The following is a 21,394-nucleotide window of genomic DNA, read 5'->3' on the forward strand; positions in this document are numbered from 1 at the left end:
CGCGGTACCGAGGCCAATGTGTTCAGTGTCCGGCAGATGTCCGCCGAGCCATAGAGCCGACGGCCCCGGGACGGCACTGAGGATGATTTACGGAGTCAGCAGTACCTTTACCGCCCGGCGTTCGTCCATGGCCCGGTAGCCCTCCGCGGCGTCGCCTAGCGGAAGCGTGAGGTCGAAGACCCGGCCCGGGTCGATCTTCCGGTCCCAGATCCGCTGAATGAGGTCGGGCAGAAAGCGGCGCACGGGAGCGGGGCCTCCGAGCATGTGGATCTCGGCGAAGAACAACTCCAGCCCGGGAAGAGCGACGTCATGAGAGACGCCCACAAAGCCCATGTGGCCGCCCGGCCGGGTGGAGCGCACAGCCTGCATCATTGACTCCTGCGTGCCCACGGCCTCCACTACCGAATGGGCGCCGAGCCCGTTGGTCAGGTCCTTGAGCGCGGCCACCCCCGCATCACCGCGTTCGGCGATGATATCGGTGGCTCCGAAATCCCGGGCGAGCTGCTGGCGTTCGGGGTGCCGACTAAAAGCGATAATTCGCTCGGCGCCCAGCTGTCGCGCGGCCAGGACGGCCAACACGCCGACGGCGCCGTCCCCCACCACGGCGACGGTTTTGCCGGGGCCGGCCTCAGCAGCCACGGCGCCGAACCAACCGGTGCCCAGCACGTCAGAGGCCGCCATCAGTGAGGGCAGCAGGTCCGCCGGCGGGGATTCCGGCGTGGCGACCAAGGTGCCGTCGGCCAGCGGAATCCGGGCGAACTGCGCCTGGGTTCCCATCATGCCCATCGGCACGGCATTGACGCATCGGCTCTGGTAGCCGGCCCGGCAGATTTCGCAGGTGTTGTCGGAGGCCCAGAAGGAGCCGACGACGAAGTCCCCGGCCTTGATGGTCCGCACCTCGGGTCCAATCTCCTCCACCCAGCCAACGTATTCGTGTCCCATGGGTGCGTTATGGGCGTCCTCCACACCCCGGTACGGCCACAGATCCGATCCGCAGATGCAGGTCGCTGCGAGCCGGATTACGGCGTCAGTCGGTTCTTCAATCGCTGGATCGGCCCGGTCCTCGACGCGCACATCTCCTGGTGCATGCAGTATTACGCCACGCATGGTGTCTCCTTCTGCGGTCGGATTCCTTCTTTCCAAGGACAGCACCTGCACAGAAGCATGGGTAGGCCCGCGACCCTCAAGTTCCTATTAGGCACTCGGAACAGGCATCGCCGCGTTCAGTTCGTCACGAGCAATTGATCCGGCTGGATTTGGCGTCCATATTATTGGTCGGGTGGCCTCAAAAGGCCGGAGCGGGCCTGGCAACCGATGTCGACAGCAGACAGCAGACAGCAGACAGCGTAAATTCCCGGATGAGCTGAATCACCGTTCCGCCGGGGCCGCTCCCCGGCGGAACCGCAAGAACCAGTGGTGAGGAGAAGGCATGCGCGGTTCGGCACTGATCGTCGGAGCGGGCATCGCGGGAACCGCTGCTGCCCGCGGCCTGCTGCGGGCAGGATGGTCGGTCCAAGTGCTCGAACGCGGCGCAAACCTGCCCGGCAGCGGAACGGCGCTGGCCATGTGGCCCGAGGCGCTGAGAGCACTGGAATCGCTGGGTGCCAGTGACGCGGTCCTCGCCGGTTCGATGGAAGAGCACGGCGCTCGAATTCTGAAACCCGACGGAAGCAAGATCGCAGCCATGGGTCGCAACCGGACCGCTCGGTTTGTGCCTCGCACCGTCCTGCTGGAGGCCCTTTCCGGGGACCTTCCCGACGGGCTTATCCAATGGAATTCGCCGGTCGCCGGGCCTGCATCCCTGCCCCGAGCCGATGTTGTCGTGGCCGCCGACGGCATATCCAGCCGGCTGCGCACCGCCTGCAACGCGGCACCACCACGGTCGCTGCGAACGGTAGCCTTCCGCGGCGTTGTTGCCGGCCCGGCCGGCGGGGTCACCGAGACGTGGGGGCGCGGCCGGTTGTTCGGCATTACGCCGCTGGATGCCGTCAGCACCAACTGGTTTGCCTGTCTCCGTTCGGCGGACCTTCCCCCGCTGGGTTCCCCGGATGCCTTCGGCGCCCAGGGTGCCGGCCTGCTGCGCAGCCTGTACGGCGGGTGGCACCCGGACGTCGCCCGGGTCCTTGGAAAACTGGACGGGAGCCCGATAGATTACCGCGAGCTGTTCGACGTTCCGCCGCTCCGCTCCTATGTGTCCGGCAACGTGGCGCTGCTGGGCGACGCCGCGCACGCCATGGCGCCGAACCTTGGCCGCGGCGCCTGTGAGGCACTTTTGGATGCGGTTGCGCTGGTCGATGCCCTCAGCTCGGCGCCCGATGTTGCCGCCGGGCTGGAGCACTACGACTCCATCCGGCGTCGGCGGGGAAACGCCATGGTCCGCGCGGCACGTCTGCTGAACCGTCTGGGCACAGCCGAGCACTTCACCGGCCTCCGCAACCTCGCGATGTCCGCGGGGTCACGGTTCGCCTAGGACTTTCGCCGCCCGGCAGCCGCCGTCGGGTGCCTTCATTTCCGCGAATACTCTCCCCCTGGACCCATCTGCGCCGTCCTGACTGTGGGTGGCGGGCACCGGAACCGGTTGACCCGCTAGGACTCCAGCGTCCGTTATCCGGCTCTTGTGCCTCGCGGATGCTTGTGCAAGCATCGGCCAACGATACTTTTTCACCGCTTATCGATACATGGGAGACCCGGATGCGGTCAGAGGCAAGCGCTGAACTAAAAGTCCTCATCGGCGCGATGCTCGCGGTCGCGGTCGCGGTACAGGCGGTGGTCCTTCCGATGCTTGCTGCGGAGGCGGCGGCCAGTTTTCCCGAAGTCGCCTATCTGCGGACTCCCCTGACCGCGCTGGCGGTTCTTGCCATCGCATGCGGCGAGGCGGCGCTGCTCTGTATCTGGCGACTGCTCACGCTGGCCGGGCGCGGAGCCTTCCTGACCAGCCGAACGACGCGCTGGGTGGACGCCCTGATCCTCTCGCTGGTCGCCGGCACGGGAATGCTCGCCGCCATCTCCGCGGTTCTGGCCGCCGATCCGCAGACGGGCGGCGGGGGCCCGGCCGTGGGCCTGGGCCTGATGGCCGGAATGTTCCTCGGAGCGGCAGTGATCCTCGGGGTACTGGTATGGCGCGGCCGGTTGCTGCAGCGTGTCCGAGACGCCGCGAAGCAGCAGCGGCGCGCCCAGCTTTAACGGATCTCCGACGAGTCTCCCCCGTCTAAATCCGGGACACAGGCCGGTGCCGCCTACACCGTCATTTCTTACCCGCCTGACTTGTACGGGTGCGAGAGGACTCCTCGCCGGAATACTGCGCTTCAATGTCCTTACTCCAAGCACGCGCGTATAGGCCGAGGACTGCCTGCTCCCGGAACGAAAAGCCCAGCCGGTTGAGTGCCAGCTGGCTCGCCCCCATAGCCAGCTGCTGTGCGCTGCGACTGATGCGATGCTTGTCCGCCCGATACAAATACTCATCGATGGCCCGCGCCCAGCGCTTCCGCCAGATATCCACCGCCGGCTCGGAGGCCAGCGCGGCCATCACCCTATGTGCGGGCATAATCCGGGGTGCTATCCGGTCCATCATTGCCCTGCGCGCACGCTCAGACTGGGAGCCGAGAGAACCTGTGCAGGCGCGCAGATGAGCGTTCCAGTAGTAGTCCCAGCTAGTGGTTCTGCGGTCGGGCCAGACAGCGGACCGGGGTCCCCGCATCATGGCGTGGCCGGCGTCGAAGAGAAGCAGGGCAGCCAGCATCGAGCGCATGGTGAGGCCGGGAAAGCGGTCGACCGCCCACAAAGCCAAATCCGAGGACACCTCAGAAATCTCACCTGTCAGTTCCAAGCCCTTTGGCCCACCGAACCGTGCAAATATCGCTTCCACCAGCTCAGGCACCGGCTCGCCCGGCCGTGGCGGATAGACGATGCCCTGCGACTGGGAGATCTTCACGGGACCCAGACTGGCAACGTTTTCCGCCGCCAGCACGTGGGCAAACTTCCACAGGCGCTGAGCGACGTCGTCGGTGGCCTGCACATGCAGGAGCACGGCCGGATGGTCGGATTCCAGGCTGCGTGAAAAACTAAACTGGCCCGCCTCGAGCCGCATTTGGGAAGACAGCGGGGCAACCATGTGGCGGACTATTCCGTCGCCCACATCCTTTCGCTCCGGCTCCATGGTCAGGACGGACCACAGGGTGGTTGGGCTGGAGTGCTGCTGCACAGGACGGGTAGCTGCACCTCGGTGCACAATGTTCGATTGCATGACGCGGCTCTTTTCATCCCCAAAATGATTCTGACATTGGTACGTGTACTGCCTACACAGTGTCGTCCCAGAATGCGAAGGCTATCCCGTCTCCAGAAAATTGCCCATTTTTGTCAAGTGCTCTTTTCCTGCGTACGAATATCGACTATGGGTTTTGCGCAACGGCGCCATGCAGCGTCTGGCCGAAGAGGTAGAGCCCTGGCGCACAGCTCGACGACGACGGCGCCGGTTCTGCCACGCCATTGAGCATCAGGACCTTGCGGCATTAATGGGGTAGCCGGCCCCTATGCTGGCACCAACAGCAACTGACAAATCGCAAACACGGCTACGAGCCGCAGGGGGAATACATGGACAACCTCATCACCAATGCCGAAAGCGTGGCACGAGCTGCGCACGAAGGCCAGACCGACAAGACAGGAGTCCCCTACATCACGCATCCCGAGCGGGTCGCCCGGACCGCGGCGCAAAGGGCGCCGGAGGATCTGCGCGAACAGGCGCAGGCTGTGGCCTGGCTGCATGACGCGGTGGAAGACACCGGCGTGACCCTGCAGGGGCTGCGGGAGCAGGGCTTCCCAGAAACCGTCGTCGCCGGCGTGGACGCCATGACCAAACGTCAGGGAGAACCCGTCGAAAGCTACTTCGAACGCGTCCGGGCCAACAACCTTGCCCGCATCGTCAAGGCAGCGGACATTGATGACAACACCAACCCCGAACGCGTCCAGAAACTGGACCATGAGGACCGGACCCGCCTGGCCGCCAAATACCAGCGCTCACGCGAGCTGCTCGCGCTGGAGTAATTCCGAGCCGCAAAAGACTGCCCTACTTGGGGTCCGAGAACATCACCAGCAGCACACACCCGGCGGAAAAGCCGGCCTGGGCCAGCAGCAGCACTGCGGGCGCATAGCCCAGGAACATCCCCAGCAGCAGGGGAACCAGGGCCAGCAGCGTGGTGTCCGGTCCGCGGACCATGGCCCCGGTCTGCGCCGACGGCACGGGTCCGAAAACGGTGTCAGTGGGCGGGAGCGTCCAGTCCGGCTCCGGCCGGTACGCACCCCGCACCGCCGATGCGCCGAAGCCCACGCCGGCCAGCGCGCCCAAGACGATGAGCTCCGCACTTCCCGCACCCAGCAGCACGAGCACAGCCAGGAACGCCGCGGCCCACAGTGCCAGGACCGCTGCGGGCAGAGCCATCCGGCTCAGCCGAACCAGGGCCGGCGACAACGGCAGCAGCACGTCCAACCCCGGAGTGATGGCGGTCTGCCGGGCCAACGCTCCCGCTGCCGGAACGGCAGCGAACACTGTCGCCGAGATCAGGGCCAGCTGCAGCGGCACCGGCTGCGTGCCGCCGGTGAGCAGGAGGACGACACACAGCAGCCCAAGCAGCACCGGCCGGCCCAGCCAGCCCCGGGCGCGCAGGAAGGCTGCGGTATCGGCGCGCAGCAGCGCCCCGAACGGGGTCCGGCCGCCCCGCGCATACCAGCGGCCGGCACGGGTGGAGACGATCGCGCCGTAGTTCCGGGACAGGGCCCGCCCCACTTCGTTCGGGTCCATCAGATACAGGGCGGCACCGGCATGCCCGGAAACGCCGCCGGCGCTGATGAGATCCCGGGCGGGAATCGTCCCCAGCCGCGGAAAGACAATGAGCCCGAGCCCGACGGCGGCCGCCAGAGCAACAAGGGCCGGACCCCACTGACCGGCGGCGGCCTGCCGCTGCACGAAACTCAGCACGGCCAGCAGCAGCAGTCCCGGCAGCGGACCGTTTGCTGTTCGCCCAAGCTGCCCCGCACCGGCACCGGCACCGCCCCCGGACCCCGCAGGTCCGGCGCCGATCTGCCGCAGGGCCGCGAGCAGCACTGCGGTGACGGCGGCCGCTCCGAACACTGCCGCCGCCAGAAACTGTCCTGGCACGCTGGCTTGGAGGTCGGTGATGAAACCAACCGGCAGGTACAGCATGAACGCACCCGCCCACACAAGGCCCAGCCGGCGGAGCAGCCGTCCGGTCACCAGCGGACGACGCTCCAGGGGCAGGTTCAGCCACCAGTACCCTTCGGCTCTCGTCACCGCCGCCGGACCCAGTTTCCGGGCCAAGACCATCGCTGCCGCCAGGACGGCGAACAGCAGTGCGGTCGCTGCGGCACCGTCGGGCAGGATGAACGACGGCGGGGGCAGCAGCGTGCGGGCGGCGGCTTCCGCATCCCAGGCCTGGGCAACCTGCTCGCGCAGCGCCAGGACCAGACCGGCAGCGAACGCCCCGATGGTTCCCAGCGCAAGAACAGCGGTATAGGCGTCCACGAAGACATCCCGGATCCGGGTCCGGGCGCGGGTGAAGGTTCTCGAGGCGTGCCGGGTGTACCGGACCGGGTTGAAGTCCGCGGAAACTCCTCCGACGGCGGCGTCCTGGGCCACGGCTACCGCCCGGCGATTTCCGCGGCGGCCTGCTCCGGCGCGATCTCCCGGACGTCGTCGTCAATAAGCAGGCAGCGTCCGGCGGTGGCCAGGAGCAGCGCCGGGTCGTGGGTCACCAGCAGCACCGTGCCGCCGTCGTCGGCATAGGTCTTGATCCGTGTGCCCAGCCGTTCGCGCATGGCCGGATCCAGGCGCTGCTCCGGTTCATCCAGAATCAGCAGGGACGAGGGGCGGATCAGTGCGGAGGCCAGCAGCAGCCGCCGCCGCTGCCCGGAGGAAACGGCGGCGGGAACGGCGTCGGCGCGCTCCCCCAGCGCGAAATACTCCAGTTCGGCGTCGACGGCGGCATCGGGATCCGGCAGCGAGTGTCCGCGCGCCACCAGCTGGAGGTGCTCCCGCACGGACAGGGAGGGGAAGAAGGCATCCTCGTCGAACAGGGCTGCGACCTGCCGGCGGAACGGGATGCCGTCCTCGTAAACGGGCAGCCCATGGACGCGCACTTCTCCGCCGAGCATGGCCTGCTTGCCGGCGATCGTGCGGGCGGCGGTGGATTTGCCGGCGCCGTTGAAGCCCACCATGCCGAGGATCTCACCGGCCTCCGCGCGGGCCGTGATCGGTCCGCACACCGGAGTGCCGCCGTATCCCACGGACAGATCGGAAATCTCGAGCACAGCCCCCGCAGCAGTCATGGAATCCCCCCAGGTAGTGATGTTCAGCAGGTTAACGGGTCAAATTCGTGGGTGCCAGTGGATTGAGCCGGTAGAGCAAGGCGGCCATCGCGTCGCGGCTTACAGGCTCAAGGGGGCGAAAGGTTCCATCGGGCCACCCGGTTGTGACACCTGCTGCGGACATGAAGGCCATTTCCCGATAAAACTGATCAGTGTTCTTCACGTCCTTGTAGGGGCTGTCCGCCGGCTCACTGAAGTTGGCGGTGTTGACCGTCCTGAACATAAATGCCGCCATTGCGTCCCGGTTCACCGGCTGGAGAGGACGGTAGGTGCCGTCAGGCCACCCAGCGGATATTCCCATGCTCGCCAGCCAAGTGATCTCCTTGTAGAACTTGTCGGTTGTTCTCAGATCCACAAACGGGGAGGTTGAGGGCGGAACAAAGTCAGGGGACCCATGGAACCTGTAGAGGAAGGCAGCCATGGCGTCTCGACGAACAGGCTCCAGCGGGCGGTACGTGCCATCTTCGTAGCCCGTCGCAACACCGGCATTTCCCGTCCAGCGAATATCCCGCTCAAACTGAGTGCCGCTGGGGATATCGCGAAACGCAGCATTTCTTTCCTCGGGGACTGCCAGGGCGATGATCGTGTTGTTGTTGTGGGAAGTATTCGCGACATACATTCTTCGCCCGTCAGGGCTGAGAGCGATGTCCTGAGGACTGTTCTGATAATCCGGCAGCAGTGAGTGGGAGCAGATCATTGCATTGGTCGTGAGGTCGATAACATCAACCCGGCTTCGGTTGGACGTTGTGACGAAGGCACGGTCCTCGGTCTCGCTCAACAAGAAGCCGTAGCCGATTCTTAGAAAGAAGCTGGTGCGGATGGATCGAGTTGCTGTATCTACGATGATCGTTTGTTCATTGTAGGCATCGGTCACATAGAGTGACTTCCCATCTTTGGTCAGGGACAGTGTCCCCGGCGGACCCCCCACCTCAATGCTGCCGGCCACGGCACCTGAGGCGAGATCAACGACGTACACAGAGTGCGTGCGCCTGCCGCCCACATAGGCAAAAGACCCTGTGGGATCGATTTCCAGGTCGCCGAAGGTGCCGTAGGCAGGGTCAAACACCCATTCGTCGACCACCGTGTCCGTCTGTGCATCCACAACAGTCATGCGGTTGTTGTAACCAGTGATGTAGACCCTTGCTCCGTCAGGGCTGAACGCGATTGACTGCGGATCCACGGTCGGAATCGAAGTAGTCATCGTATTGCTGGCGGCATCAAAAACCTGAACGTTGCCAGAATTCGTACCTAAATATCCTTTTGTCCCAGCAGCATTCATCCACACTTTTCCCGCGTAAGGATAATGTCCGGGCACCTGCATTTTCGCTACTTCTTGAAGGGTTTCAGAATCGAGGACGGATATGACTCCGCTGCCGAGTTCGCCAAGATTTGTGAGCGAGACGTAGAGCCTGGAGCCGTCCGGGCTGCTCGTTATCGCTCCCGGGTTCCCCTCGGGCACAGGAGCCTCCATGATCGGCGATGTCCCCGACGTTCCGCAGCCGACGACTGTGGTCGGTGTGGCAGCCGCCGACGTGGAGTCAGATGCATCGTTCCCCTGTGCGGGAGCGGTGATCATGGTCATGGACAGCATCACCGTTCCCGCAAGCACAGCCACGTTCTGAACACTGGAACGAATCAAAAAACAGCCCCCGATTGTAAAGACACGAGCAAGCTGCAGCGCACCAGCTCGCCAGGCAACGAACAATTTCGCAGCATCAATCGCAGAGTACTGTATGCGGCAGTGACGCAGGCCACCGTCCTGGTTCGGCACCCAAGCGTAATTTCGGGCACCCGTTCTGAGGGATCGCTCCCCCACACAGTGTGGACCAGGAGGGAACTCGTTCAGGCCACGAAAATGCAGAACGGGTGCCCGGATGGATCGGCGTACACGTACAGCGGCTCTTCCGGGTCGTCGGTCCGGTCAAAGAGCAGCTCCGCTCCCAGTTCCAATGCCCTGGAATGCTGGTGCTCCAGAGATTCCCGGTCCGGAACGGTGAGGTCTAGATGCATCTGCATCGGGACGTCAGTCGACGGCCAGGTTGTCCGCTCGAGGCGGTCCACCAATTGGAAGGCAAGCTTTGCGCGGCCCTGCGCATTGGTGAGGACCAACCAGTCTGCGTCGTTCGAGTCCCCCTCGGTCGCAGGCTCATCTCCCGGCCGGTAGTGGAGTCCGAGAAGCTGGCGGTAGAACTCCGCCAGCGCTCGGACATCAGTTGTATCCAAGACGGTATGCAGCAGCTCAGGAAATCCGGTCATGAGCCGAGATTAGTGAGGGTTCCGATTTCCGGCCAGCCGTTCCGCCGGGCAGCAGGCTGCGGCACCATGGCAGGGAAGGACCACGCAGTTCCGCCAACCTCAAGGAGCAGGACCAATGATCCTGAATGAGACCTACACACTGGCCAACGGACACGCCATTCCGAAGCTGGGCCTGGGCACCTGGTTCATCGAGGACGGCAGCGCCGCCCGGGCCGTCCGGGAGGCGGTGGAGATCGGCTACCGCAATATCGACACTGCACAGGCGTACGGCAACGAGCACGGCGTCGGGAAAGGTGTGCGAAGCAGCGGCGTGCCGCGCGAGGAGCTGTTCATCTCCAGCAAGGTGGCCGCCGAAATCAAGGACTTCCGGAACGCCGCGGCCGCGATCGATGCATCGCTCGCCACGATGGGCCTGGAGTACCTCGACCTGATGCTGATCCACAGCCCGCAGCCCTGGAACGACTGGCGCGGCGGCTCCTATGCCGAGGGCAACCGGGAGGTTTGGCGTGCACTCGAGGAAGCCCAAAAGGCGGGCAAGATCCGCTCCATTGGTGTCTCCAACTTCGAGCAGCAGGATCTGGAGAACATCCTCTCTGACTGCACCGTGGCGCCTCAGGTCAACCAGGTGCTCCTCCACGTTGGCAGCACCCCGGACGACCTCCTGATCTACTGCTGGGAACGAAATATTCTGGTCGAGGCCTACTCCCCCATTGCCCACGGCGAAATGCTCAGGAACACGGAGGTCGCCGCCGTGGCGGAGCGTTATTCGGTGACCGTCCCACAGCTGTGCATCCGTTATGCGCTGCAGCTGGGGACGGTGCCGCTGCCAAAGACAGCGAACCCGGAGCATATGAGGAACAACGCGCAGGTGGACTTCACCATCTCCGACCAGGACATGGAATTTCTCCGGAGCCTGAGGATCACCGACTACGGCACCTCCAGCCGGTTCCCGGTGTTCAGTGGACGGAGGTAGCGGCCGGTGACGCTGTCGGGGTTGCGCGCGACGCCGGCGGGGGTGCCGGCGGCGACGATCCGGCCGCCGGCAGTGCCGCCCCCGGGGACGAAGTCGATCAGATAGTCCGCGTTCGTGATCAGGTCAAGGTCGTGGTCGATGGCGATCACGGTGCCGCCGGTCAATGAGGCCCTGGAGCACGTCCCGCATCTTCGGCCCCGGACCCGGCGCCCGCCCCGCCCCGGGTTCGCGGCCGACGGCGGACCGTGCGGTCACATCACGACGACGTGTTGCCCGGCCCGACAGCGGCACAGGCGTTTCGGGGCTGTATCCATGGTTTCGTCCCCGTGAGGCCGCCGTCCAGAGCCGGCGGAACATAGTGTGACATGGCGCGCTTCGCGGAATACCACGTGCCCTGCCCCGGGTTGTCGCTGGATAGATGAACTTCAGCCCAGGACACCTCCGCCCTGCGGCACGCGACAAAAGGAACCCCTGAGTGAAACTCTTTACCCCGCTGACCGTCGGCGCCATGGAACTGCCCAACCGCCTCGTCATGGCCCCAATGTCCCGCGTCCGCGCCGACCGCAACGGCGTGCCCACCGACATCATGGTCGAGCACTACCGCCAGCGCGCCTCCATGGGCCTGATCATCAGCGACGGCATCTACCCCTCCTTCACCGGCCAGGGCAACGCCCTGATGCCCGGCCTGGTCACCGAGGACCACGTCACCGGCTGGAAGCGCGTCACCGACGCCGTCCACGGAGCCGGCGGCCGCATCGTCGCCCAGCTGATGCACTCGGGCCGCGTCGCCCACGAAAACATCAACGGCGGACGCCGGCCGGTGGCCCCCAGCGCCATCGCGCTCGAAGGCATGGCCCACACCTACGCCGGCAAGCAGCCCTACCCCGTGCCGCACGCCCTCACCGAAGCCGAACTCCCCGGCATCGTGCAGGACTTCGTCGCCGCCGCCCGGAACGCGATGAAGGCAGGGTTCGACGGCGTCGAGCTGCACGGCGCCAACGGATACCTGCTTCAGGAATTCCTCTCCCCCGTCTCCAACACCCGCACCGACAACTACGGCGGATCGCCGGCGAACCGGGCCCGGCTGGTCATCGAGGCCGTCCGTGCCGTGGCCGAGGCCGTCGGCGCCGAGCACACCGGCATCCGCATCTCCCCGGAACACAACATCCAGGGCGTGCTGGAAACCGACCGTGAGGACGTGACCGCCACCTACACCGCCCTGGTGGACGGCATCGCCGACCTGAAGCCGGCCTTCCTGAGCATCCTGCACGCCGACCCGGCCGACAGCATGGTCCAAGGCCTGCGCCACCGCTTCGGCGGACCGGTGCTGATGAACACCGGCTTCGGCTCGGTCACCACCCGCAGCGACGCCGTCATGCTGCTCGAAGAGAACCTGGCCGACGCCGCCGTCGTCGGCCGTCCCGTCATCGCCAACCCGGACCTGGCCCGCCGCTGGCAGGAGGACCACCCGCTGAACGAGATCGACCAGGCCACCGTCTACACCGACGGCGCCGCCGGCTACACGGACTACCCGGAGCTGGCTCCGGTTTCCTAACCGAATGACGAAGACGGTAGGTCTTCCGCGCGACGCGGGAGACCTACCGTCCGTCACTAGATCTGTGCCAAGCGGCCCAGAAGCTCGACGACGCCCTAGCGGCATTCACCCCTGACGAGACCGACGCCGTCAACCGTGCTGCTGGCGAGCTGGAATCCAGCTAGCGGTGGCCATGCCGTCAGTGACGCCGTCGAACTAGTCCAGGATTCGGCCGAGGCCGTCGTCGTCCGGCGGCTCGGCCTCGCCATGCGACCCCCAGCGCGGACTACTGCTCTTCAGTTGCTATGCTCCGATGGTTCATTTTGAGAAAAACCGATTGGGGGTCGGGAAGCCGCATGGCTGACGACGATGTGCAGTATGAGTTGAAATCCGTACAGGCAATACGCAGCACTGAAGCCCGGACAATTACGAAGTGGGAAAAGTTAGGGTGGGAGTTCGTCTCGCAGGACAAAGGGACGTTGCGCACCGAGATCACGTTCCGCCGCCCGAAGCGTCAGTTACCTTGGCGTTTGATAGCGGTGGCAGGCGGCGCCTTAGCGGTCCTGATTGCCGTCGCTGCCGTTTTCGGTCTCTTCGATGAGGAACCCGGTACTGCCGCTCCTCCGGCGCCCCCGGCGGCAGCCGAGACAAGCACGGGAGCGCCGGCCTCCGCGCCGGCAGCAGAAACTGCCCCAAGTGAGGAAGCCACCGAGACGACGGCCTCAGCCAAGCCTGTTGAAGATTCGGTGCTCACCGTAGAGAACAACACGGATCTGGCGGAGCTTCTGACGCTGGACACTTGCAGCCCTGCGGTTGGAGACTTTGCGACCAAATACAAGGGGCAATCCATTGCCTTCGACGCAAATATCGGCGCCATGGCGCTTCACGGCAACTACACCACGAGATACGACATCTTGATTGGAGTAGGTGATTTTAGTGAAACAACTGCAGTCGGGCCATTCTTCCAATACAGGGATGTAAACACCGTCTCTGACCTGTATTACACGGACAATGACAACCCGGACACGATTGGTGTAGGCGACAACGTTCGGATCACGGCTAAGGTCGTGGAGTACGACAGCACCCCGTGCCAATTCGTTCTTAAGCCGGTCAGCACCGAATTCCGCTAGGGAGCCGGGGGCAGTAGACCCCGGCGAAGTTACCGTTGCTCGCGGTCTACGCTCGTTCCCGAAGGCCGTAGTCGGGTATGAAATGATCCGTCCGTGACTGTCAGTGGGAATCCCCAAAAAGTGCAAGGTGCACCTGATCCAGGCGGAACTGTTCGACGAACTGGAGCTGCACGGCTTCCAAGTGCAGCCGGGCGACCTCGGGGACTTTAGCCGATACCCGTTCCGGATGCCGCATTTTGGTGTGTTGGCCCGGCCGTCGGATATCGCCGCCTCCTGATCGCCCCCGACGCCGGCGTCTCAGACGGACTTTGCTGGTCCGCCAATTCCTTGGGACCGGAGTTTCCGGCCAGGGGTTACAGCCCCGGGGGCGGCGGCTGCCCCGGGGACGGCGGGGGCTGTCCGCCGTCGTACCCGGGCCCACCTTTGTGATCCGTGCCCGGGCCGAGGTCATCCTGCGACGCCGTGCTTACCCGCCGCCACGGGCGCCGGTCGTAGATCACCAGGAGCTGCGCGCCGAGCCCGAGGAAAACCATGCCCAGCCATACGGCGATGTTCAGCCACGGAATATGTAGCGCAACGATGAGGATGGCCCCGCCGACGAGTGCCTTGACCAGCGGACGCTGGCGGCCGCGGAACAGCAGCCTTCCGATGTAGTAGGAGCTGAACACGAATGTCGCGAGGGTGAGCGTGATCCAGACCAGCAGGATGGCCAGCGCGAGGGGTGCGCCGACGAAGGTGAACAGCAGAAGCACAATTGCAAACGGAACGACGATCGAGGCCACGAACCCTACAAGCAGCGCCTTCAAGGGATTCGGCATAAGACGGTCGGTAACGTTGTGCAGCAAACGGGGGAAAAGCCATCCCGCGAGGAGGGTGATGAGGCTCAGAGCCACCAGCGCGTAAAGCAGGCCAAGCAACCAGCCGACGAACCGTTCTCCCTGCGTTGGCTCGTCGGAGTCTGGCGGGGCGATGCGCTCCACGGTGCCGCTGACCGCCCCGTCTGCAATGCGGGCGTCGTCGTTGGAGCTGTAGGTGAGGTTACCCCCAACCGTCCCCTCAATGGTGAGGTCGCCAACACCAACTTGCACATCACGGCCGACCGCGCCGGCTATGTCGACATCGCCTGCGGCACCCACCAGGTCGTCTCCGAAGGAACCGCTCTCGGTAAGATCCACCGTCGAAGCGAAGATCGTGCCGCTGCGCGAGATCTCCCCGCTGATGGTCACATCCTGCCCGGCGAGACGCACATTGCCGTCAACGTTTCCGGTGATGTCGATCGTCTGGCCGGCCGCGATGACGTCGCCCGTCACGTTGCCGGAGATGGTGATCTGCTGGGCCGACACGTACACGTCCCCGGAGACTTCGTCCCGCACGTCCACGGTTATGCCGTTGTAGAACTGCGGACCCGTATTGTCGTTCTGTTCATACGGCGCAACCGGCAGCGACTGCGGGACCGGGGAGAAGGCGAATGCGCCTGTCCCAGTTCCCAAAATCAGAATGATGGCGGCGAGGATTGCGGACAAAGCCCGTCGTGGCGAAGGAGAAAGTCTCATTGGGTCGCCTTTCAGGTACCTGCATATGGACGCATCCACGACGCTCTTGATCCTGGCTGTGCGGCAAGCATCTTTGGCAGAGGTGCCATGCGCCCATGGTCACGCCGTCGGAGGGTGCTGTAAAGGTGCGCGTGCTAATCCGGGACCAGCTGACTGCAGACGCAGGATATCCGGGGAAGGCAGGCGCCGTCGTCGCGAACCTTCACACTCTCTTGGTGAGCTGAGACCGGGTTCGCACGAGTTCAGCGAGGATTCGGTGGGCACCACGATGGTTGACCGGATCGAGTTCGAGGCACCGTTCGGCGTCGTCGGGCAGCTGGTCGAGAAACTGGTGCTGGCGCGCTACCTAAAGAACCTTATTGAGGCCCGGAACCGCTACCTGGCCGGGGATGTCGTCCGTTAGTCGGAGCGGGGAGGCGACCCAGCAGAAGAAATGCCGGCAAGACCCCCACGAAACATGGAATGATCCATCAAATGACATCTAGCTCGAATCCCGGGGCCGAACCTGTCACAGAAATGCGGAAGGCAGCTTTGGACGCTCCGACGACGGGTTCAAGAGTGCTCTCGGTCAGCCGAAGCAGCAAGCACAGTTTCAGCAAGGACCGGGTGGAATCGGTTCTGCTGGTGGAAGGGCTCGGTGTCGACGGAGACGCGCATTCCGGCACCACCGTGCAGCATGTGTTCAGGAAACGGTCCCACCCGACGGAGCCCAACCTGCGGCAGGTGCACCTGATCCATGCGGAGCTGTTCGACGAACTGGAGCAGGACGGCTTCGAACTGCACCCCGGTGACCTCGGGGAGAACATCACCACCCGCGGCATCGAGCTCCTGGACCTGCCCGAGGGAACACTCCTGCGGATCGGGCCCGACGCCGTCGTTCAGGTAACCGGCCTGCGGAGTCCCTGCCGGCAGATCGACCGCTTCCAGACCGGGCTGCTCAAAGCGGTGTTACCCCGCGACAGTGCCGGAAAAATCGTTCGCAAGACGGGAATCATGGGCATCGTGCTGACAGGCGGGCTGGTAAGCATCGACGACGAGATCCGCACCGAGGTTCCGGCCGGGCCGCACCGTCGCCTCAAGTGCGTCTGATTTCTGAAGATGGGCTTGGGACGGGCCGTGTCATCCGGGCAAAGGAAAAGCCAGAAGCAATCCGCTTCTGGCTATTCCTTGAGAGTGCCGGTGCGTCCGGCTAAGCCGACTTACTTCAGGTTCTGAATGGCGTAGTCGGCTTCCTCGGCGGTGAACTTTGAGCCGTACTCGGAAATGAGCTGGTCCCGGATCGAATCGGGGGACATCGCCATATCGTCCTGGAACACCTGCGCCGACTTAAGCGCGTTGGCATTGAAGTCCGCGTCCACGTTGTCTACCGCGTACTGGGCTGCCTCCGGGGTGAACTTCCCGCCGTACTCAGAGGTCAGCTGATCGAAGATGCCGGCCTTGCTCAGGGACATCTTGGCGTAGGTGTTGGCCTGCGTCAGCGCCGACTGGTACTCCTTGGGAACCGAGGTGTCAGCTGCGGGAGCTTCCGAGTCTGCCGGGGCCGGGGCCTCTTGTACCATCCCGCTGCCACCCTGGGACACTGCCGGGCTGTTTTCAATGGCCGAGCCGATTGCGAGCATTCCGCTGAAGAGCATAGACATCGAAACGACGACGCCAAGAACCCAGACGACTACGGTGACGATCCACGCCATCTTTTTGCTCTCTTGGTATCCGGCGAGAGGCTGACCGTTCTTGTCCTTCTGGTTGCCGGTCAGGGTGATGATCAGGTCGACCAGCGTCCAGATCCCGAAGCCGCCACCCGTCAGGAGCTTCAGGACACCGGTCCCGATCTTGCCCAGGTAGAACCGGTCGATGCCAAGGCCGCCCAGCAAGAGCGCGAGCAGCCATGTCACCATGAACGACTTCTTGGGCGCGGTGGTGGGCATGGGCATATAGCTTGTTTCGGTGGTGCTCATTAAGGGTTGTGCCTTTTCTATGATGAGGGTCGTGCGTCAGTAGTCAGGTCAGTGCAACCTGAAACTCCCGACAGTCAATTACTTATAGAAATACTGCCATCGTTTGGAACCTGGACAGCCCAAAATGGTTATCAGCGATCGAATCAATTGAATAACGAAATTGATGCCGAAAAGCCAGCGCGCTAATCCGTCGGCAATAGCTATGTCTGCCGTACTGTTTTCCGCCACCCGACGGAACTAACCCACGCGACGGACACCGTCGGCACCAGACGAAGCTAGGCGTCGCGCCAGGAACCACGCAAAACCTCGACACCGTCCAGCAGGACATCGAGCCCGACCGTGAATTCGGCGTCGTAGTCATAGCCTTCCTTCGCCAACTCCCCCACCACTTCGAGCAGATACGGATACCTGGCCGCTACTTCAGCGGATTCAGCATCCTGGGTTGCCGCGGCAGCCTCAGCGGACTCCTCCGGAGTCTCGAAGGAGAGCGTTTTCTGCTGCAGGGCAAAGCCGTACACATAGGCATCGAGCAGACTGGTGACGTGGACGGTGGTCCGGAACGAAAAGCCGCTCTCTCGCAGGCATCCGAGCATCGCGTTGTGCTGCCGCAGGTTCGCGGGACCCGGACGTCCCGCTGCCTCCATCCGTCCCCCTGCCCACCGGTGCCGGGTAAGGGCATTCCGGAGTGAGACAGCCCGTTCCCGCATTCCCCGCTTCCAGCCGTGCCCGGCGTCCGGCTCGGTGACCTCGTTCCAGACGAGATCCACCATGCCCTCGAGCAGTTCCTGCTTGTTGGCCACATGCTTGTACAGCGCCATGGGAACCACCCCGAGCTCCTGCGACAGGGTGCGCATGGTGAACCCCTCGATACCCACCTGGTCAGCCAGTTCTACGCCGGCGCGCAGCACGGTTTCCCGGTTCAGGCGCGCTCGGGACACGGATGGCTGCTGCCGGTCCTTGGATACCTGTACCAATGAGGCCACCTTCCTGGGAACTGATGCTTGACAGAGTGTACGTCATACACCTAGGTTCATCGCACACGGTGTACTTCGTACACCTTTGGCGATGGGAACACCATGCAAGCCTCCAACCGGACAGCCCGGATCGCCGGGATCCTCTTCCTCCTGACCTTCATCTCGGCCATCACCGGGGCCGCCCTTTACGCACCGCTGCTCACCAACCCGGACTATCTCACCGGTCCCGGCGCGGACACCCGGATCCTCCTCGGCGCCGTGTGCGAAGTGGTACTGATCATCACCAACATCGGCACCGCCGTCGTACTCTTTCCCGTGCTGCGCCGCTACAGCGAGACGGCGGCGATTGGCTACCTGGCGGCCAGGATTGTGGAATGCACGTTCATTGCCATCGGCATCCTCAGTCTCCTGGCGGTGGTGACGCTGCGGCAGACCGCCGGTGCCGACGCCGCGGAGTATCTGCCCGTTGCCCGTGCCCTGGTGGCAGTGCACGGCTGGACGTTCCTGCTGGGTCCGGGCTTTGTGGTCGGCATCGGGAACGGGCTGCTGCTCGGATTCCTGATGTACCGCTCGCACCTGGTGCCGCGGCCAATGGCACTGTTCGGCCTGGTTGGAGGTCCGCTGATGTCGCTCTCCGGTATTGCCGTGCTCTTCGGAGCCTACGGACAGACCTCGGTTCCCTCGGCCCTGGCCACCCTGCCGGAGATCATCTGGGAGGCATCGCTAGGGATCTACCTGACGTTCGTCGGCTTCCGCCGGCCGCGTGACACCGGCACGAACGGAACCAGCAACTGGTTCTGGCGACGGGCTCACACGGCGGCCCCGGCTGGACAGCACTGAGAACGATCTACGGAGTCAGCAGCACCTTCACCGCCCGGCGTTCGTCCATGGCCCGGTATCCTTCCGCGGCGTCCTCGAGGGGAAGAGTGAGGTCGAAGACCTGGCCGGGATCGATGGCAGTGAGCTGGTGGTCCGCTGGCTCTCCGGAGCGCGCTATGTGAAGGCGTTCAACAACATCACGGCCACGCATATCCCGGCTCTGGCCCGCGCCAGCGGAGACGCTGACCGCTCGGCGCTGCCCATCGCCGGCAACGATCCCCAGGCCAAGACCGAGGCGGCCGCCATCATCGACCGGCTCGGTTTCGACACGGTCGACGCCGGCACCCTCGCCGACAGCTGGCGGTTCGAACCCGAAACCGCCGCCTACGGCCGCATCTACTTCGCCGATCCCTCCGCGTCGGATGCGCAGCTGGCAAAGATGGGCCCCGGGCCGACGCCGGAGACGGATATCAAAGCTGCTCTCGACGCCACCGTCCGGGTGGACGTGGCAGCACGCCGGTTCTGAGGAACGGCTCAGCCCACGAAGATGCAGAACGGATGGCCGGCCGGGTCCGCGTATACGTAGAGCGGCTCGCCCGGATCATCCGTGCGGTCCAGGAGGAGCTCCGCCCCCAGGCCCAGCGCCCGGGCGTGCTGGTCCGCCAGTGATTCCCGGTCCGGAACGGTGAAATCCAGATGCATCTGCATCGGCACATCCGGGCGCGGCCAGGTGGTCCGCTCGAGCCGCTCAACCAGCTGGAACGCCAGCTGTCGGCGGCCCTGCCCATCGGTCAGCACCAGCCAGTCCACGTCATCCGGGCCCTGCGGCGCGGGCTCATCCCCGGGCAGATAACGGAGCCCCAGAAGCTGACGGTAAAACTCGGCCAGCCCGCGGACGTCGGTGGTATCCAGGACAGTGTTTTGCAGCTCAGGAAATCCGGTCATGGAGCGAGAGTAACGATTCTCAGCAGGATTCCCAGCGAGGCGCCGCCAAGCGTTCGCAGGGGTGTCGGAGCCCGCAACCCCGGAATACGCTGGAAGAGCCGTATTCCAGCAAAGGAGCGTGGCCATGAGCGCACAGACCGGCAGCGGAAGCACACCCTTGGGAATCGAAGAAGTGGTGGGAGAAGTCGTGATTCCGCCCGGAGTCACGGGACCGGATCCGCTGACAATGGACGTCCGTTCCTATGCCGTGGCCCAGCCGGCGGGGATCGTCATCATTGATACCGGAATGCCCGACGCCGAGGCAGGCATTGCAGCAGCAATCGAGGCGCTCGGGGGCACCTTCTCCGACGTCCGCGACATCTTCCTGACCCATCTGCACCAGGACCACATCGGTTCGCTGTTCGCCATCGCCGAACGGGCTCCGCTGGCAGCCATCTACGCGGGCGGACCTGATGCCCCCGACATCAGGACTCCCCGCCGGATAAGGCCAATTGGCGAAGATGACGCCATTCAGGATCTCGGGGTTCTCGCCACCCCGGGTCACACCCCGGGCCACGTGAGCCTGTTCCATGAGCCGACCGGGACGCTGTTCATCGGTGACGCAGCCGCCTCCGCCCAGGGAGAAGCCATTCGCGGGCCTGAGGTGTTCACTGCGGATGCCGACCAGGCCGAGGATTCCCTGGAACGGATCGCCGCGCTCGGTCCCGCCCGCATCCTGTTTGCCCACGGAGCCGAGATCGATTCTCCGGCGCAAGCGCTGGGCCGCCTGATCGGCGGTCCTCCCCCGCAGGCCTGACACCTGCCGCAGGCGACCGGAACGGTGGGTCGCTCCCGGGAATGCCGGCCACCGATACCGGGTTGCAGCAAACATGACCACGCCTCTCCACAATTCTCCGCACGCGTCCGCCGACCAGAGGGCTTCCTCCGCTGCGGAGGGCCTGCACATCGCCGTGCTCGGCGCAGGCCGGGTGGGCACCGCCGTCGCCCGCTCCCTGCTCGAGGCCGGCTACCGGGTTTCGCTTTCCGCCTCCGGTGACCCCGCGCTGCTGGCATTGATGGCCGAGATTGTCACCCCGGGTGCCGAACCGAAATGGACCAGGGATGCCGTGGCCAACGCGGATCTGGTGATTCTCGCGGTGCCCCTGCACCGGCTGGAGCACGTGGACCCCGCCCTGCTGGAAGGCATGGTTGTGGTGGATGCGATGAACTATTGGCCGCCGGTGGATGGCGAGATACCTGCGTTCGCCGCGGGGGCACGGGGCTCGTCCGTGGTGGTGCAGGAGATGTTCCCGGGCGCCGCCGTCGTCAAGACCTTCAACCACACCGGCTACCAGAGCCTGGAACCGGACCGCCGTCCGGCCGGGCATCCGGAGCGGCTTGGCCTGGCGGTGGCCGGTGACCAGCCTGAGGCAGTCGCCCTGGTCTCGGCGGTGGTGGACCGGATCGGCTACGACCCCGTCCCCGTGGCGACCCTAGCCGGCACCTCGTTCCTGCAGCCGGGCGGACCCGCGTTCGGTGCCCGGCTGACCGGTGCGCAACTGGAGGAACTGGCCGGCGTACCCGCACCCGCGGCCTGAACCCGGCCGACGGCGGGGCTGAACGCACGACGACGGCAGGTTTTCCGCCTTGTGCGGGAGGCCTGCCGTCGTTTCGTGTTTCTGTCTTAGTGCATTGCCGGCTGCGACGAGCGCTCCTCACCGGAAAACTGCGCTTCTATATCCTTACTCCAGGCAAACGCGTAGAGGCCAAGGACCGCCTGCTCCCTGAACGGGAAGCCCAGCCGGTTGAGTGCTAACTGGCTAGCCCCCGTAGCCAGCTGCTGCGCACTTCGACTGATGCGTTGCTTGTCTGCCCGGTACAAATGGTCATCGATGGCCC

At 64.7% G+C, this 21,394-nt stretch carries 25 protein-coding genes and 1 pseudogene; 14 read left to right on the forward strand and 12 right to left on the reverse strand.

The features are described 5' to 3' along the window. Positions 1-87: 87 nt before the first annotated feature. Positions 88-1,107 carry a zinc-dependent alcohol dehydrogenase family protein gene (locus QNN99_RS08705; RefSeq protein ID WP_229966063.1) on the reverse strand — a complete coding sequence of 340 codons (1,020 nt, stop codon included), beginning with the start codon at positions 1,105-1,107 and terminating at the stop codon, positions 88-90. Between the two features lie 322 nt (positions 1,108-1,429). On the opposite strand from QNN99_RS08705, the gene QNN99_RS08710 reads away from it, so the two are divergent. Both QNN99_RS08710 and QNN99_RS08715 read left to right on the forward strand, forming a co-directional pair. Beyond that, positions 1,430-2,470, forward strand: a complete 1,041-nt coding sequence (locus tag QNN99_RS08710; protein WP_229966064.1) for an FAD-dependent monooxygenase — start codon at positions 1,430-1,432, stop codon at positions 2,468-2,470. Between the two features lie 221 nt (positions 2,471-2,691). Continuing rightward, positions 2,692-3,183: a DUF2975 domain-containing protein gene (locus QNN99_RS08715; protein ID WP_229966065.1), complete on the forward strand. Its 492-nt coding sequence runs from the start codon at positions 2,692-2,694 to the stop codon at positions 3,181-3,183. A gap of 61 nt (positions 3,184-3,244) precedes the next feature. On the opposite strand, the gene QNN99_RS08720 is transcribed toward QNN99_RS08715, so the two are convergent. Beyond that, complete coding sequence (locus QNN99_RS08720; RefSeq protein WP_229966066.1) at positions 3,245-4,111, reverse strand: lantibiotic dehydratase C-terminal domain-containing protein; 867 nt, start codon at positions 4,109-4,111, stop codon at positions 3,245-3,247. Positions 4,112-4,590: 479 nt separating this feature from the next. Here QNN99_RS08720 and QNN99_RS08725 point away from each other — a divergent pair, with 479 nt between their 5' ends. Then, the gene (locus QNN99_RS08725) at positions 4,591-5,040 is read left to right on the forward strand and encodes an HD domain-containing protein (RefSeq protein ID WP_229966067.1); all 450 of its coding nucleotides are present in this window, start codon (positions 4,591-4,593) and stop codon (positions 5,038-5,040) included. 22 nt (positions 5,041-5,062) lie between these two features. On the opposite strand, the gene QNN99_RS08730 is transcribed toward QNN99_RS08725, so the two are convergent. From QNN99_RS08730 to QNN99_RS08740, 3 genes are read right to left on the reverse strand one after another with little or no spacing between them, the layout of a single operon-like run. Further along, positions 5,063-6,649: a DUF6297 family protein gene (locus tag QNN99_RS08730; RefSeq protein ID WP_229966068.1), complete on the reverse strand. Its 1,587-nt coding sequence runs from the start codon at positions 6,647-6,649 to the stop codon at positions 5,063-5,065. Between the two features lie 2 nt (positions 6,650-6,651). Next, positions 6,652-7,338, reverse strand: a complete 687-nt coding sequence (locus tag QNN99_RS08735) for an ABC transporter ATP-binding protein (RefSeq protein ID WP_229966069.1) — start codon at positions 7,336-7,338, stop codon at positions 6,652-6,654. 31 nt (positions 7,339-7,369) lie between these two features. Then, positions 7,370-8,836, reverse strand: a complete 1,467-nt coding sequence (locus QNN99_RS08740; RefSeq protein ID WP_229966070.1) for an S-layer homology domain-containing protein — start codon at positions 8,834-8,836, stop codon at positions 7,370-7,372. 10 nt (positions 8,837-8,846) lie between these two features. Here QNN99_RS08740 and QNN99_RS08745 point away from each other — a divergent pair, with 10 nt between their 5' ends. Continuing rightward, a complete protein-coding gene (locus QNN99_RS08745) occupies positions 8,847-8,999 on the forward strand; it encodes a hypothetical protein (RefSeq protein WP_229966071.1) in 153 nt (50 codons plus the stop codon). A gap of 220 nt (positions 9,000-9,219) precedes the next feature. Here QNN99_RS08745 and QNN99_RS08750 read toward each other — a convergent pair whose 3' ends face one another. Next, on the reverse strand, positions 9,220-9,633 hold the full coding sequence (locus tag QNN99_RS08750; RefSeq protein WP_229966072.1) for a VOC family protein: 414 nt from the start codon (positions 9,631-9,633) through the stop codon (positions 9,220-9,222). Positions 9,634-9,748: 115 nt separating this feature from the next. On the opposite strand from QNN99_RS08750, the gene QNN99_RS08755 reads away from it, so the two are divergent. After that, positions 9,749-10,606 carry an aldo/keto reductase gene (locus QNN99_RS08755; RefSeq protein WP_229966073.1) on the forward strand — a complete coding sequence of 286 codons (858 nt, stop codon included), beginning with the start codon at positions 9,749-9,751 and terminating at the stop codon, positions 10,604-10,606. Here QNN99_RS08755 and QNN99_RS08760 read toward each other — a convergent pair. Next, positions 10,561-10,755, reverse strand: coding sequence for a hypothetical protein (locus tag QNN99_RS08760; RefSeq protein WP_229966074.1), 195 nt, complete (start codon positions 10,753-10,755; stop codon positions 10,561-10,563). The genes QNN99_RS08755 and QNN99_RS08760 overlap by 46 nt on opposite strands. A 326-nt stretch (positions 10,756-11,081) precedes the next feature. Here QNN99_RS08760 and QNN99_RS08765 point away from each other — a divergent pair, with 326 nt between their 5' ends. From QNN99_RS08765 to QNN99_RS08775, 3 genes are all read left to right on the forward strand, one after another. Next, the gene (locus QNN99_RS08765; protein ID WP_284015819.1) at positions 11,082-12,161 is read left to right on the forward strand and encodes an alkene reductase; all 1,080 of its coding nucleotides are present in this window, start codon (positions 11,082-11,084) and stop codon (positions 12,159-12,161) included. A 335-nt stretch (positions 12,162-12,496) separates the two neighbouring features. Next, a complete protein-coding gene (locus tag QNN99_RS08770; RefSeq protein WP_229966075.1) occupies positions 12,497-13,270 on the forward strand; it encodes a DUF4839 domain-containing protein in 774 nt (257 codons plus the stop codon). 127 nt (positions 13,271-13,397) lie between these two features. Continuing rightward, on the forward strand, positions 13,398-13,547 hold the full coding sequence (locus tag QNN99_RS08775; RefSeq protein WP_229966076.1) for a hypothetical protein: 150 nt from the start codon (positions 13,398-13,400) through the stop codon (positions 13,545-13,547). A gap of 76 nt (positions 13,548-13,623) precedes the next feature. Here the strand turns inward: QNN99_RS08775 and QNN99_RS08780 are convergent, their stop codons facing one another. Further along, on the reverse strand, positions 13,624-14,760 hold the full coding sequence (locus QNN99_RS08780) for a polymer-forming cytoskeletal protein (RefSeq protein WP_229966077.1): 1,137 nt from the start codon (positions 14,758-14,760) through the stop codon (positions 13,624-13,626). Positions 14,761-15,079: 319 nt separating this feature from the next. Here QNN99_RS08780 and QNN99_RS08785 point away from each other — a divergent pair, with 319 nt between their 5' ends. Further along, positions 15,080-15,226, forward strand: coding sequence for an SRPBCC family protein (locus tag QNN99_RS08785; protein ID WP_229966078.1), 147 nt, complete (start codon positions 15,080-15,082; stop codon positions 15,224-15,226). A 113-nt stretch (positions 15,227-15,339) separates the two neighbouring features. After that, on the forward strand, positions 15,340-15,912 hold the full coding sequence (locus tag QNN99_RS08790) for an MOSC domain-containing protein (RefSeq protein WP_229966079.1): 573 nt from the start codon (positions 15,340-15,342) through the stop codon (positions 15,910-15,912). A gap of 110 nt (positions 15,913-16,022) precedes the next feature. Here QNN99_RS08790 and QNN99_RS08795 read toward each other — a convergent pair whose 3' ends face one another. Then, positions 16,023-16,778 (reverse strand): Ltp family lipoprotein, encoded by a 756-nt coding sequence (locus QNN99_RS08795; protein WP_229966080.1) that lies wholly within the window; start codon positions 16,776-16,778, stop codon positions 16,023-16,025. Between the two features lie 275 nt (positions 16,779-17,053). Beyond that, positions 17,054-17,752 (reverse strand): TetR/AcrR family transcriptional regulator C-terminal domain-containing protein, encoded by a 699-nt coding sequence (locus QNN99_RS08800; protein ID WP_229966081.1) that lies wholly within the window; start codon positions 17,750-17,752, stop codon positions 17,054-17,056. A 102-nt stretch (positions 17,753-17,854) separates the two neighbouring features. Between QNN99_RS08800 and QNN99_RS08805 the strand changes: the two genes are divergently transcribed. Next, a complete protein-coding gene (locus tag QNN99_RS08805; protein ID WP_229966082.1) occupies positions 17,855-18,592 on the forward strand; it encodes a DUF4386 domain-containing protein in 738 nt (245 codons plus the stop codon). A gap of 7 nt (positions 18,593-18,599) precedes the next feature. Here QNN99_RS08805 and QNN99_RS08810 read toward each other — a convergent pair. Further along, positions 18,600-18,707 (reverse strand): annotated as a pseudogene (locus tag QNN99_RS08810) (IMP dehydrogenase); the annotation flags it as partial. A 12-nt stretch (positions 18,708-18,719) separates the two neighbouring features. Here QNN99_RS08810 and QNN99_RS08815 point away from each other — a divergent pair. Then, positions 18,720-19,097, forward strand: a complete 378-nt coding sequence (locus QNN99_RS08815) for an NADPH-dependent F420 reductase (protein ID WP_229966107.1) — start codon at positions 18,720-18,722, stop codon at positions 19,095-19,097. Positions 19,098-19,105: 8 nt separating this feature from the next. Here QNN99_RS08815 and QNN99_RS08820 read toward each other — a convergent pair whose 3' ends face one another. Beyond that, positions 19,106-19,516: a VOC family protein gene (locus QNN99_RS08820; protein ID WP_229966083.1), complete on the reverse strand. Its 411-nt coding sequence runs from the start codon at positions 19,514-19,516 to the stop codon at positions 19,106-19,108. Between the two features lie 124 nt (positions 19,517-19,640). On the opposite strand from QNN99_RS08820, the gene QNN99_RS08825 reads away from it, so the two are divergent. Further along, positions 19,641-20,312 (forward strand): MBL fold metallo-hydrolase, encoded by a 672-nt coding sequence (locus QNN99_RS08825; RefSeq protein ID WP_229966084.1) that lies wholly within the window; start codon positions 19,641-19,643, stop codon positions 20,310-20,312. A gap of 73 nt (positions 20,313-20,385) precedes the next feature. After that, the gene (locus tag QNN99_RS08830) at positions 20,386-21,093 is read left to right on the forward strand and encodes an NADPH-dependent F420 reductase (protein WP_229966085.1); all 708 of its coding nucleotides are present in this window, start codon (positions 20,386-20,388) and stop codon (positions 21,091-21,093) included. Positions 21,094-21,394 lie beyond the last annotated feature (301 nt).

Source organism: Arthrobacter sp. zg.Y820, from assembly GCF_030125555.1.
Lineage (GTDB): Bacteria > Actinomycetota > Actinomycetes > Actinomycetales > Micrococcaceae > Arthrobacter_B.